Annotated in this window: 11 protein-coding genes; 6 read left to right on the top strand and 5 right to left on the bottom strand. The window is 36.6% G+C overall.

Features of this window, described 5'->3' with window-relative positions:
- Positions 1-14: 14 nt before the first annotated feature.
- Complete coding sequence (gene arfB / locus VB248_RS21715; RefSeq protein ID WP_323298942.1) at positions 15-437, bottom strand: alternative ribosome rescue aminoacyl-tRNA hydrolase ArfB; 423 nt, start codon at positions 435-437, stop codon at positions 15-17.
- Between the two features lie 225 nt (positions 438-662).
- On the opposite strand from arfB, the gene dinB reads away from it, so the two are divergent.
- The 3 genes from dinB (at position 663) to VB248_RS21700 (ending at position 2,950) form a co-directional block, all read left to right on the top strand.
- Positions 663-1,742: a DNA polymerase IV gene (gene dinB, locus VB248_RS21710; protein WP_323298941.1), complete on the top strand. Its 1,080-nt coding sequence runs from the start codon at positions 663-665 to the stop codon at positions 1,740-1,742.
- Between the two features lie 136 nt (positions 1,743-1,878).
- Positions 1,879-2,382, top strand: a complete 504-nt coding sequence (locus tag VB248_RS21705) for a hypothetical protein (RefSeq protein WP_323298940.1) — start codon at positions 1,879-1,881, stop codon at positions 2,380-2,382.
- 133 nt (positions 2,383-2,515) lie between these two features.
- Positions 2,516-2,950 carry a hypothetical protein gene (locus VB248_RS21700; protein ID WP_323298939.1) on the top strand — a complete coding sequence of 145 codons (435 nt, stop codon included), beginning with the start codon at positions 2,516-2,518 and terminating at the stop codon, positions 2,948-2,950.
- A gap of 210 nt (positions 2,951-3,160) precedes the next feature.
- Here the strand turns inward: VB248_RS21700 and VB248_RS21695 are convergent, their stop codons facing one another.
- Entirely contained in the window at positions 3,161-4,174 is a 1,014-nt protein-coding gene (locus tag VB248_RS21695; protein WP_323298938.1) for a threonine aldolase family protein, read from the bottom strand.
- 656 nt (positions 4,175-4,830) lie between these two features.
- Between VB248_RS21695 and VB248_RS21690 the strand changes: the two genes are divergently transcribed.
- The 3 genes from VB248_RS21690 (at position 4,831) to VB248_RS21680 (ending at position 8,472) form a co-directional block, all read left to right on the top strand.
- Entirely contained in the window at positions 4,831-5,676 is an 846-nt protein-coding gene (locus tag VB248_RS21690) for an SMP-30/gluconolactonase/LRE family protein (protein WP_323298937.1), read from the top strand.
- Positions 5,677-5,802: 126 nt separating this feature from the next.
- A complete protein-coding gene (locus VB248_RS21685) occupies positions 5,803-6,291 on the top strand; it encodes a (2Fe-2S)-binding protein (RefSeq protein ID WP_323298936.1) in 489 nt (162 codons plus the stop codon).
- 18 nt (positions 6,292-6,309) lie between these two features.
- Entirely contained in the window at positions 6,310-8,472 is a 2,163-nt protein-coding gene (locus VB248_RS21680; RefSeq protein ID WP_323298935.1) for a xanthine dehydrogenase family protein molybdopterin-binding subunit, read from the top strand.
- Positions 8,473-8,516: 44 nt separating this feature from the next.
- Here VB248_RS21680 and VB248_RS21675 read toward each other — a convergent pair whose 3' ends face one another.
- The 3 genes from VB248_RS21675 to VB248_RS21665 form a co-directional block, all read right to left on the bottom strand.
- On the bottom strand, positions 8,517-8,987 hold the full coding sequence (locus tag VB248_RS21675; RefSeq protein WP_323298934.1) for a hypothetical protein: 471 nt from the start codon (positions 8,985-8,987) through the stop codon (positions 8,517-8,519).
- A 98-nt stretch (positions 8,988-9,085) separates the two neighbouring features.
- Complete coding sequence (locus VB248_RS21670; RefSeq protein WP_323298933.1) at positions 9,086-9,610, bottom strand: YfiT family bacillithiol transferase; 525 nt, start codon at positions 9,608-9,610, stop codon at positions 9,086-9,088.
- 419 nt (positions 9,611-10,029) lie between these two features.
- Positions 10,030-12,978, bottom strand: a complete 2,949-nt coding sequence (locus VB248_RS21665) for a leucine--tRNA ligase (RefSeq protein ID WP_323298932.1) — start codon at positions 12,976-12,978, stop codon at positions 10,030-10,032.
- Positions 12,979-13,084: the final 106 nt, after the last annotated feature.

Here is a 13,084-nt window from a genome sequence, read left to right as displayed (position 1 = left end):
ATAAAGTCTAAAAATCACTCTTCAAATGAAATCCCCCTCCTATTCACCTTTTTAATCGAAGCGATTTTTTTACTTTTTAGTCTTTCCATCTTTGAGGCAAAAGTAGGTTCACTGGCTTTTCGTTTTTTAGGAACAAAAAGAGCTTTCTTGAGTAAATCATAAAATTTCTTTATCACAACGGTTTTGTTGCGTAATTGTGTCCGCTCTTCTTGTGAAACAATGATTAATTCTCCCTCTGAATTAATCTGATTTTTTAGTTTTTCTTGTAGTGTATTTTTCTGAATTTCGTCTAATAAAACGGAATTACTTATATTGAATCGGAGTTCTACCTTTGTAGCAACTTTATTGACATTCTGTCCGCCAGCTCCGCCACTTCTTGAGGCTTGGAACTGAAATTCTGGACTGAAATCTTGTTTTAATAGTTCGGATAGATTCATTTCTTTTAATTGTGATTGAGTGAGTTGTGATTTAGTGATTATTTATAGACTTTAAGACTAAAGGACAAAAGAAGCAAGATTGTGTGAATTTTATTGATATTTACTTCCAGTCATACGATAAGTAAACACCCATTCTATACCATATTCATCCTAAAACCAATTGCTGAAACCTGATAGCCGATGACCGAAAGCTGACAGCTCAAGGCTCGAAGCTCATAGCTAAATATGCCCGAAACAAACATACGAAAAATAATTCATATAGATATGGATGCTTTCTATGCTTCTGTGGAGCAGAGAGATAACCCTGCTTTGCGTGGAAAACCCGTAGCTGTGGGTGGTTCTCGTGAGCGTGGCGTAGTGGCAGCGGCAAGTTATGAAGCTCGTAAATTTGGCGTTCGTTCAGCGATGTCTTCTATGGTGGCTGCTCGTAAATGTCCGAATTTAATTTTTGTAAAACCTCGCTTCGAGAGCTATAAAGTGGCATCAAAGCAAATCAGAGAGATTTTTGCCGAATATACTCATCTGATTGAACCGCTTTCTTTAGACGAAGCCTATCTGGATGTCACCGAAAACCTAAAAGGCATGGCTTCTGCCACGGCAATTGCCAAAGAAATCAAAGAGAAAATCAAAGAAAAAACTCAACTGACAGCCTCCGCTGGGGTTTCTTACAATAAATTCTTGGCAAAATTGGCATCGGATTATAAAAAACCTGATGGACTTTTTGTGATAAAACCCAATCAAGGCGAAAAATTTGTAGAAGATTTAGAAGTATATCGTTTTCACGGCATTGGAAAAGTAACCGCCGAGAAAATGAACAAAATGAATATTTTCACGGGTTTGGATTTACGCCAATATGATGAAAATTTCTTGACCAAACATTTCGGTAAAGCAGGGAAATACTATTACAACATCGCCAGAGCGATTGACCACAGACCTGTAAATACTGAAAGAATCAGGAAATCTGTGGGTTCTGAAAATACTTTTTGGCGAGATTTAGAAACCAGAGTTGAATTGGAAGCTGGTTTAAAACCTATTATCGAAGACGTTTGGAAGTACTGTGAACGCACACAAGTATATGGCAGAACGGTTCATCTGAAAGTAAAATTCAAAGATTTCCAAATCATTACTCGTAGTAGAACTACACTTTCGCCCATTGTTGACAGCACTTTTTTTGAGAAAATTTCTTATGATTTATTAGAACAATTATACCCAATTCCGAAGGGCGTTCGCCTTCTGGGGATTTCACTTTCAAACTTAGAATTGGGCGACGATATGGTTGGGAAGCAATTGACTTTAAATTTTTAGACTGACTTTTATCATATCCGATAGTTTGTATTTTTTATTCAGATTTTCTAATTTGCCGTCGAAATCAAAAATAATTCAATATTTTCTCTTGAAAAGACTATTTTCCATAATTTTATTAGGACTTCTATTATACAATATGATGGGTTTCTCGCTTGTGTATTGGTTAGAAGAACATCATTCGATGAGTAGTTTTTTTAAAGTAAACAAGTATCAAAGGCTCGATGAAGACGAATACGTTACCTTCAAAATTCCTTTTTACTTGCCTTATCAATCCAACTGGGAGGCTGCTCGCCCAGTGGAAGGACAAATAAAACAAGGCGATAAGTATTATGAATTAGTAGAGCAAAAAGTTGAAAACGACACGCTTTATACAGTTTGTAAAACTGATAATAATGCTCGTTTTCGCTTTATGGAATTGGCTGAACATATCAACCAACATGTGAAGGATTCATCCAACGAAACGCCTAAAAAGCGACCTTCATTATTTAAAAATATTCTGAAAGAATATACTTCTTTAAGAACAAAGCACATTTTATTTGTAGTGGAATGGCTTCCAATTAGGCTTGTACCTTCCTCCTATTCTGAAAATATCGTAGCCTTGGCATACGATACTCATGCTCCTCCTCCTCGGTTTGTTTAAGGAAATTTTCTGTTTTAATCCAATTTGGCTAATGGTTTAACCATCAGCATTCAATTTCTTTTTCCTTTTAACATCCAAAGGTTAAATCATCGGCTGTGTCCTTTGAGTTTGCCTTGTAAAAATATTGATTTCCATGAACAACAGCATCGCAACATCTCAAAAACGTGACTTTTCAGTAATTTGGTTAAACCGTTTAGCTTTATTTATCGTCTTTTTCTGGTTTGGTTTTTTAAAAATAGTAGGTTTATCCCCTGCCGAACAAATTGTTAGTCAGCTTCATCACTTAACCATCGAAAAATTTATTTCAGTTAATGCTTTTATTCCTTTCTTGGGCATTTTTGAATGTGTAATTGGTATTATTTGGCTCTTTCCACGCTATACCAAAGCAGCATTTTATCTTTTTTGCTGTCAAATGGCAACTACGTTTTTGCCTCTTTTACTAATGCCTAACGAAACTTGGCAATCGTCCTTTGCATTGAGTTTGTCAGGGCAATATATCATCAAAAATGTTGTGCTGATTGCTTCGGCTTATACCGTTTATAAGGTAAAAGTTTTATCGGAAGAGTAGCCGTTTTAGTTGTTGAGGCTGTCCAAAAAAATAGCAACAACCAAATATTCTTTGGTATTCAACCTCACCCCCAACCCCCTCTCCTGTTGAGAGGGGACTTTTTAGCTCCAAAAGCTCCCCTCTCAACAGGAGAGGGGTTGGGGGTGAGGTCTTTCACAGAATAATCTTTGGTGTTATAAATTTTTTAGATAGCCTCAACAACTAAAGAACTTATTGAAGTATTTTTTTCTGAAAAGCTTCTAAATGGTCATCTGTAAAATCTAAATGTGTGACAAAACGTACCAAATGTTTGCCAAAAGTAGTGGCTCTAATCCCCTTTTCGTTCAATTGTTGAACATAATCGGATGAAAGGAGTTTCTCATTTAGTCTCAGAATGACAATATTGGTATCTACGGGTAAAATTTCTTCTACTTCTGGCAATTTTGCCATAGTTTCGCCAATAACTTTTGCTCTTGCGTGGTCGTCTCTAAGTCTTTCTACATGATTATCAAGTGCATAAATGCCCGCAGCCGCCAAATAGCCTGCTTGTCGCCAACCGCCTCCTAAGCGTTTTCTTACTCTTCGAGCTTTTTTTATAAATTCTTTTGAACCTAAAAGCACTGAGCCAACAGGAGTTCCTAATCCTTTTGATAAACAGACCGAAATAGAATCGAAAACTTTACCGTATTCTAATGGATTGTCATTCGTTTCTACCAAAGCATTAAAAATTCTTGCCCCATCTAAATGTAATGGAATATCATGAGCAAGGCATACTTGTTTTATTGCCTGTATGTCTGATAAATCATAGTATGCACCGCCCCCTTTGTTCACGGTGTTTTCCAAAGAAACCAATTTTGTAATGGGATGATGCAAATTGTCGGGTTGAATCGCCTCTTTGATTTGTTCAGCTTTTAATCTTCCTCTATCCCCTTGCAATAAGTTGACAGAAGCCATAGAATTAGCGGCGATTCCGCCACCTTCATATAGATAAATATGAGAAAGGGCATCACAAATAACCTCATCGCCTTGCTTAACGTGAACGTTAATGGCAATTTGATTTGTCATTGTTCCAGAAGTACAAAAAAGGGCGGCTTCATAGCCAAACATTGTAGCAGTTTTCTCTTCTAATGCTTTCACAGTTGGGTCATCTTCAAAAACATCGTCTCCGACTTCTGCCGAAAACATAGCTTCTAACATCGCAGGGGTAGGTTTTGTAAAAGTATCACTTCTTAATTCAATGGTCATTGTGTTGATGGTTTATAAAAGATAAAATATTATTTGTAAAGATAGAAATTCAAGGACACAGAGCGATGAGTAAGAAGTTTTTTTTGATAATTCGCCTTTATCAAAATGCTAATTATCTAAAAAATTTAAAGATTAGGATCAAACATCGACCTATTATTACTGGGCTTTAGTCATCTATTGTCAAGCAACATTAAATCATGATGGAACAATTAATAAATATTGTTAATCAAGAAGATATTCGACTGGAACAAAGAGTAAATCACTTAAATCAATGAACAATTCAGATAAAACAACAATGTATTTAAGTGAATCAACGATAAATTATTCCTTAGCAAAGAGCAATTATGGTCAAACATCAACCAATTAATATCAAGCATTGAAGTATTTATATTAATCAATAGGCAATTATCATTAAGCATTGTCCAATTAGTATTAATCATTGAAGTATTTGTGTTAATCAATAAGCAATTACTCTAAAACATTGACCAATTAGTATCAATCATTGAGGGCTTAAAATGTAATATCACCCAATTATAGCTCAACAAAGCAGTATTTTTGGCTTGTACGTCTAAAAAAAGACAACAAAATAGAAAGAAAGTACTACTTTTATTAGTCAATGTTATTTCTGTTGTTCTTATTTTTAAATCTAAATATTAATGAAAAAATCTTTCAAAACTGGAGCATTCTTTACTTTAATGCTATTATCAAATTTGTCCTTTTCACAAGTAACAATGAAGAAACTTTGGGAAAGCGACACAACCCTTACCACGCCTGAATCTATACTATTCGAGCCAAAATCTAAAACGGTTTTCGTTTCTTGTATCAACGGTGGCCCAGCAGCTACGAATGAAAAAAGCTTTATTGCTAAAATTGATTTAAACGGAAAAACCACACAATTAAAACTGACTGAAAACCTTCATTCTACCAAAGGCTTGGGCTTTTTAGACGGAAAGTTGTACGTGACAGAAATCTTTAAATTGGTAGAAATTGACCCAAAAACAGGCAAAGTATTGAATAAATACGAAGTGCCTGAAGCAAAATTCTTAAATGATATTGGTGTAGATACCAAAAATAAAATTGTGTATTTCACTGATATGCGTTCGGATAGACTTTGGAAATTAGAGAAAGGTCAAATGGTAAAAGTAGTAGAAGGTGGGCCACTCAAAAGCCCCAATGGTGTATTTTTTGAAAATGGCAAATTGATTATTGGCAATGGCGATGGTAAAATCTTGGCTTATGACTTACAATCACAACAATTTTCAACCATTGCAGAAGGCATGGGCGGTATTGATGGTATTTTATCAGATGGCAAAAATGGTTATTTCGCTTCTGAATGGAGAGGAAAAGTTTGGCACATCAACACAGAAGGAAAAACACAATTACTCCTTGATTTTGTGGATGCAAAAGTAAACACGGCTGATTTTGAATATATTCCAAGTAAAAAACTAATGCTCATTCCAACTTTCTTAAAGAACAAAGTGTTAGCGTATTCGGTAGAATAGTTCGATTTTGGATGTTGGATTTCGGATGTCGGATTTCAGCTATCAGCTATTTAAAACAAGCTAAAATAATAATTCTGAAAGCCGAAAGCAGACAGCCGAAAGCCAACAGAAAAAAAATTAACAATCATGGCAAAATATAATCTCACAGTAAATGGCAAAAAGTATAATGTAGATGCTGATGCCGACACGCCCCTTTTGTGGGTCATTCGTGATTACGTAGGTTTGAAAGGAACGAAATTTGGTTGTGGGATGGCTCTTTGCGGAGCTTGTACCATTCATGTTGACGGTCAGCCGACTCGTTCTTGTTCAACGCCGATTTCAACGCTGAAAGCAAGTAGCAAAATCACTACTATCGAAGGAATTTCTGCCAATACCGATAGTGCTGTTCAGAAAGCTTGGATTGAAGAACAAGTACCGCAATGTGGCTATTGCCAGTCAGGACAAATTATGTCGGCAGTAGCTTTATTGAAAGAAAAACGTAATCCAACCGATGCGGATATAGACGAAGCGATGTCGGGAAATATTTGTCGTTGTGGTACTTATCCACGTATTCGTAAGGCAATACATAGAGCAGCCGAGTTGATGAAAGATGGAGCAAATTCTTCGGGTAAGTAATCTCAAAACCACAAAAACATGACACAGAACAATTCACGCAGAGAATTTATAAAAGCCAGTACTTTTTTGGCAATTGGTTTTTCTTTGCCTTCATTCGGCAAAGCCGTAGGTCTTCATAAAATTGACAGCACAGCTACGGCTTTGGGCATTGAGCTAAATCCCTATATTTTAATCAATGACGACGGAAAAATTATTCTTTTCAATGCTCGTCCAGATATGGGGCAAGGTACTTATCAATCGCTTCCGCTTTTAATTGCCGAAGAATTAGAAGTTACTTTAGACCAAGTAGAAATCAGAAATACAGACGGACAAGGCAAATACGGAGCTCAACTTTCGGGAGGTTCTTCTTCCATCCGTACTCGTTGGCTACCGATGCGAAAAGCAGGTGCAGCAGTAAAAGAAATGTTGATAACAGCCGCCAGTAAAAAATGGCAAGTACCTGTTTCTGAATGCTATGCTTTAGAAGCAAAAGTATATCATAAACCGTCGGGGAAATCTTATACTTATGGGGAATTAGTAGAAGAAGCCTCGAAATTAGAAATTCCGAAAGAACCAAAATTAAAAGACCAGAAGGATTTTAAATTGTTGGGGAAATCGGTAGCTCGTCCAGAAATTCCTTCAAAAGTAAATGGAACAGCCGTTTTCGGAATAGACTCAGATGTACCGGGAATGTTATTCGCCAGCATCGAACGTTCTCCAACCATTCATGGAAAAGTAGTTAGTTTCGACGGTTCGGCAGCCATGAAAGTAAAAGGCGTAAAATATGTATTGAAAACAGAACGCAAAATGCCCCATAAAACAGTGGAAGCAGTAGCCGTTGTAGCGGATACTTATTGGGCGGCATTGAAAGGAAGAAGAGCTTTGAAAATCAATTGGGATGCACAAGGTTCGGATAAAATTTCAACAGATGCGTACTTTGCTAATTTGCGTACTTTGGCAAAAACCGAAGGATTTGAGTACAAAGATGAGAAAGTAGGAGATTTTGGTAAAAGCTTTGAAAGTGCTACCAAAAAAGTAGAAGCACAATACGAAACACCTTTCTTAGCACACGCTCCACTTGAACCAGAAAACGCTACCGTTTGGGTACAAGGTGATAAAGTAGAAATTTGGGCACCTATTCAAGGCCCTGACGGATTAATTCCACAAGTAGCACAATACTTGAAAATCAAACCTGAAAATGTAAAAGTAAACGTGCCATTTATGGGCGGTGCTTTCGGAAGAAAAGCTTATTTCGATTACGTAATGGAAGCGGCGAATCTTTCAAAACAAGTGAATGCTCCCGTAAAAGTAATTTGGACACGTGAAGATGATACTACACAAGGGCCGTTCCGTCCGGGAATGTTGTCGGCTATGCAAGGAGGTTTGGACGACAAAGGAAATGTAGTAGCACACAATCATAAAATTGTGGGTAGCTCTATTCAGCACCAAGTATTTGGCAATCCATTGAAAAATGCACCAGACGACTGGGCGATTGAAACAGCGAATACAGAAGACAGTCCTTATGATTTTGCCAGCCGTAGAGCAAGTTTCCATTTAGCAGAAACAGATATTCCAATTCTTTGGTGGCGTTCGGTATATTCATCAACGACAGCTTTCGGGCAAGAAAGTTTTATTGATGAATTAGCTCATGCGGCAAAAACCGACCCATTGGCTTTCCGTTTGGATATGTTGGCGGATGCTCCAAGATTCAGTAGAGTATTACAAACCTTAGCGAAAAAAGCGAATTATCATCAGAAATTGCCAGAAGGACAAGCCATTGGTATCGCCATTGCTCGTTCATTTGGAACGATTGTCGCTCATGCAGTTACAGTTTCAAAAAGTGGTAAAGGTGTTAAAATTGAGAAAGTAGTTTCAGTAATCGACTGCGGAATGACCGTGAATCCAGACAATATCAAAGCACAAACTGAAGGCAATATTGTGATGGGTTTGACCGCTGCGATTAAAAATGGCATTACTTTCAAAGACGGACAAGCCGAACAAAGTAATTTCCACCAATACAGTGTACTAAGAATCAGCGAAATGCCAGCAACCGAAGTACATATTATTGATAATCAAGAAGCACCGGGCGGCGTTGGCGAACCGGGTTTACCACCATTCGCTCCAGCACTTTGCAATGCGATTTATAATCTAACAGGCACAAGAATTCGTACTTTGCCTTTTGATATTGATAATATTGGATAAATTAAACCAAAAGAGGATTGTCGCAATGACAATCCTCTTTTGGTTTAATTTATTTTTGCAAAAGCAGTCTGTACAGCTCCTTTTGTATAATTCGGTGGAATGTAAGTATAAAAAGCCCGTTTATTGACATCAAACCAAATGATATTTTCCAAAGTTCCTTGATTCACTTGAGGGCCTAAGCTCACACGATAAGTAACTGGGTCTGCACAAGGGCTACAAGTAGATTTACTGACAGAAACTTTAGGATAAACCTTTGTTTCTCCAGGAGAATAAATATCATTACTAATTGAATTCACTACAATTCTGACACTATCTTTTGCTACTGCTTCAATTTGGAGTGAAACTGTCTTACCATTAATTGGATAAGATAATGATTTCCCAAAACTTTCATGACTTGTGGCTTCATAAGTTCCACTGATGGTTTCTGCAAGGCTTTTTAGAGATTCTTCATTGCTTTTCTGACAAGCCAATAATTGACTTGCCAATAGTACAATGAGCGTAAGTTTAGTTTTCATATTCGTTAAATAGAGTTTAAAATAGTTGATAAACTTTTCTGAATAACGAAAATGAATAAAGGCTTATTGAGACAACAATACAAAAAGCCTCAGGACTATTATTTATTTAATGCAATTTTCAGATGCTCTAAATGATGTTGGCTATGCCAAACGCCCATATCCAAAGCATCAGTCAGAGGAATGTAAATTTTACGAAGTGGGTGATAATACCCTTTTGTAAAATCCTCGGCGGTCATTTGTTCCAATAAATAAGTCCAACGCTGATGCGTACCTTCCAAAAGTGTAAGCGAAAAATCAATTGGAGCATTTTGAGCTTCCGATAAATTTGCCCAAGCGTCAATTTTAGCCACAACGCCCTGAGTATTTTCTTCTGTCAAAGCGTGTTTAAATCTGATATAATGTAAAATGTGCATATCAGCCACATGATTTACCACTTGTCTGACCGTCCAGCTTCCTTCACGATATTGTTTTAGTAAATCCTCCTCGCTAATGCCATTTGTAATTGCTCTGTACTTTGCAGGAAAAGTTTTTAATAAAGCGATTCTTTCTTGAATTTCGTCCCAAGTATAAGTTTCTTGAGGATTCCATTTGCCAATGGGATATTGTAGGGCTTGTAGTTCCATAAAAAGATTGTTTAATGAGAGAGATATGTTTAGATTTTGAAGTTGATAAAAAACTCTTGAAGCAATTTTCAGTAACAAGTATGATGTTGAAGAATAAGTCAATTCTCTCTCTTAACCTTTAGTCCGTAATTTTAGATACTTTCGGAACAATCTTTTTTCTAACTCTTCCTTATAATCAAAACTCTCATTGAACGAAAACGTACCTTTAAGTGATGAAACCATTGGTGTTAATTTAATTTGACCTTTATCAATCAATGATTTAGCATTCATAACAATATCTTTTAGATAAAACTTGTATTTATAAATTTATAAATAAATGCTCTTCCTTGCAAACTTTTAAATAGTTTCAAATTAAGTCAACAAAAAATCCTATCAAGTTTCAAAACCTGATAGGATTATGTTTGGCTAAATTGTTTTTCTTACAAAACTACATTCACAATACGTTTTGGCACAACTATTACTTTTTTAGGAGCTTTACCATCTAACCATTTTTGTACTACTTCATTGGCTAAAACGCCTGCTTCAATATCCGCTGGAATCGCATCGGTTGGGAAAGAGATATTGGCTCTTACTTTTCCGTTGATTGAAATCGGATAATCGAAATTGGCTTCTACTAATAATGAAGCATTGAATTTAGGGAAAGTAGCATAAGAAATTGTTCCTGCTTCATTGCCCAACAATACCCAAAGTTCTTCGGCAATGTGTGGCGTGTACGGCGACATTAAAATGACTAATTCTTGCAAGATTGCTTTCTTAGCACATTTCAATGAACCTAAATCATTCACACAAATCATTAAAGTAGAAACTACTGTATTGAATGAATAACGCTCTAAATCTTCTTCTACTTTCTTGATACAAGTATGCAATACTTTCAATTCTGCTGGCGTTGGGGCTTCATCTTTTACTTTGAAATTTCCCAAATCGTCATAGAACAAACGCCATACTTTTTTGATAAAGCGGAATGAACCGTCAATTCCATTGGTATTCCAAGGTTTGGCTTGTTCTAATGGGCCTAAGAACATTTCGTACAAACGCAAAGTATCTGCACCAACTTTATCAACTAAAACGTCTGGATTTACTACGTTAAACCAACGTTTTGACATTTTTTCAACTTCAAAGCCGCAGATATATTTGCCATCTTCTTCGGTAATAAATTCAGCCTCTTCAAAATCAGGTTGGAATGATAAATTCTTCTTTCTATCCTTAAATGCTTCTACGTCTAAAACATCATTATTTACGATATTTACATCTACATTTAAAGCAACTAAATCATACTTTATCAATCCTGCTTCAACACTTTTGAATGAATCATCAATAACAAAATCTGGAAAAACTAATTTATACAAATCAAGACTGGATAAATCACCATTAAGGAATTTTTTATAATAAGAGTAGCTAAAGAAATGATTTGTAAAGCTAATTTTATCATCTGGTTTTTGAAATATTGTTTCTTTTAATCGATACACAAAATTAGAACGCCCTTGAATCATGCCTTGATTAATCAATTTCTTGGCAAATTCTTCTTCAGGTACTAATCCTAAATCTTTCAAGAATTTATTCCAGAAACGGCTATACAATAAGTGTCCAGTGGCGTGCTCTGAACCGCCTAAGTATAAATCGACAGCTTTCCAGTAATTAATGGCTTCTTGTGAAGCAAATTCTTGCTCGTTTTGAGCATCCATATAACGATACCAATACCATGACGAACCTGCCCAACCCGGCATTGTTGACAATTCATATTCATACTCGCCTTTGTATTTCCAACCTTCTGCACGTCCTAATGGTGGCTCGCCCGTTTCAGTTGGCAAGTACTTGTCGATTACGGGTAATTCTAAAGGTAATTCGCTTTCTTCAATCAAATATGGTAAGCCATCTTTGAAGTATGCTGGCACTGGCTCGCCCCAATAACGTTGGCGACTGAATACCGCATTACGCAAACGATATTGAATTTTACCTTTACCAATGCCTTTTTCTTCCAACCATTTTATCAAAGTTGCCGTAGCTTCTTTGTAACCCATACCATTGACGATACCAGAATTGATATATTTCCCTTCTTTGGTATTATCAGCTTGTTGGTCAATATCTTTTTGTGCATCTAAAATTGGCACAATTGGCAAATCAAAATGTTTTGCAAAATTCCAGTCTCGTTGGTCGCCCGAAGGTACACCCATTACAGCACCTGTTCCGTAGCCTGCCAAAACATAATCCGCTAAGAAAATCGGTACTTTCTCATCATTGAATGGATTGATTACGTAGCTACCTGTAAATGCACCCGTTACTTTTTTCACTTCCGACATACGGTCTAATTCCGTTCTTGAAGCTACCCATTTTACGTACTCATCAACACTTTCTTTTTGTTCTGGTGTTGTCAAGAATGGAACGTACTCATGTTCTGGAGCAATTACCATAAACGAAACGCCATAAATTGTATCAACACGGGTAGTAAATACTTCAATAAATTCAGGAGCATTTTCTTGAACAGTCGAAGCATCAACTTTAAATTTCACACTTGCACCAGTACTTCTACCAATCCAGTTGCGTTGTTGTTCTTTCAAAGCATCCGACCAATCTACTTCGTTCAATCCGTCGATTAATCTATCGGCATAAGCAGTAATACGCATTGCCCACTGCTTCATTTTTTTCTGTTCAACAGGATAACCACCACGTTCTGAAACGCCATCTTTGATTTCATCATTTGCCAAAACTGTTCCCAAAGCAGGACACCAGTTTACAACCGAATCATCAGGGAAAGTCAAACGGAATTTCAATAACAAAGCTTGTTGCTCTTGTTCGCTCATGGCATTCCATTCTTCGGCAGTAAAGTTTGGCGTGTCTTCATCACAAACGGCATTTACGCCTTTGTTGCCCGAAACAGCAAAACGTTCAACTAAAGAAGCAATCGGTAAAGCCTTGTTAGCATCTTTATCATAATAATGCTTGAACAATTGCATGAAAATCCACTGCGTCCATTTGTAATATTTGGCATCAGAAGTACGTACTTCACGAGACCAGTCATAACTAAAACCAATTTGTTTTAGCTGACGAATATAAGTAGCGATATTTTCTTCGGTAGTAATCGCAGGATGTTGACCCGTCTGGATGGCATATTGTTCGGCAGGTAAACCGAACGAATCAAAACCCATAGGATGCAATACATTAAAACCTTTCAAACGTTTGTAACGAGCGATAATGTCGGAAGCAATATAACCAAGCGGATGCCCTACGTGTAAACCTGCTCCTGATGGATAAGGAAACATATCCAAAACATAATATTTAGGTTTAGCGTGGTCTATCTCAGTTTTATAAGTTTGGTTATCTTCCCAAAACTGTCTCCATTTTCGTTCTGTTTCTTTGAAATTGTATTCCATTTTTTATGGTGATTTATGCTCGTCGAAGGCAAAAATGCCTCGACTTTTTTGACAAATTTTTTAGAGTTGCAAAATTACAGGTTTTTTAAGACAAAAGTTCATTAAA

This window comes from Arcicella rigui, assembly GCF_034929435.1.
Taxonomy (GTDB): Bacteria; Bacteroidota; Bacteroidia; order Cytophagales; family Spirosomataceae; genus Arcicella; species Arcicella rigui.
This window is presented reverse-complemented; position numbering and strand designations above follow the sequence as displayed.

Coding starts and splice junctions, on each gene's coding strand:
- arfB (WP_323298942.1), bottom strand. CDS start 437: ATGAATCTATCCGAACTATTAAAACAAGATTTCAGTCCAGAATTTCAG.
- VB248_RS21700 (WP_323298939.1), top strand. CDS start 2,516: ATGAACAACAGCATCGCAACATCTCAAAAACGTGACTTTTCAGTAATT.
- VB248_RS21670 (WP_323298933.1), bottom strand. CDS start 9,610: ATGGAACTACAAGCCCTACAATATCCCATTGGCAAATGGAATCCTCAA.
- VB248_RS21705 (WP_323298940.1), top strand. CDS start 1,879: ATGATGGGTTTCTCGCTTGTGTATTGGTTAGAAGAACATCATTCGATG.
- VB248_RS21665 (WP_323298932.1), bottom strand. CDS start 12,978: ATGGAATACAATTTCAAAGAAACAGAACGAAAATGGAGACAGTTTTGG.
- VB248_RS21675 (WP_323298934.1), bottom strand. CDS start 8,987: ATGAAAACTAAACTTACGCTCATTGTACTATTGGCAAGTCAATTATTG.
- VB248_RS21685 (WP_323298936.1), top strand. CDS start 5,803: ATGGCAAAATATAATCTCACAGTAAATGGCAAAAAGTATAATGTAGAT.
- dinB (WP_323298941.1), top strand. CDS start 663: ATGCCCGAAACAAACATACGAAAAATAATTCATATAGATATGGATGCT.
- VB248_RS21690 (WP_323298937.1), top strand. CDS start 4,831: ATGAAAAAATCTTTCAAAACTGGAGCATTCTTTACTTTAATGCTATTA.
- VB248_RS21695 (WP_323298938.1), bottom strand. CDS start 4,174: ATGACCATTGAATTAAGAAGTGATACTTTTACAAAACCTACCCCTGCG.
- VB248_RS21680 (WP_323298935.1), top strand. CDS start 6,310: ATGACACAGAACAATTCACGCAGAGAATTTATAAAAGCCAGTACTTTT.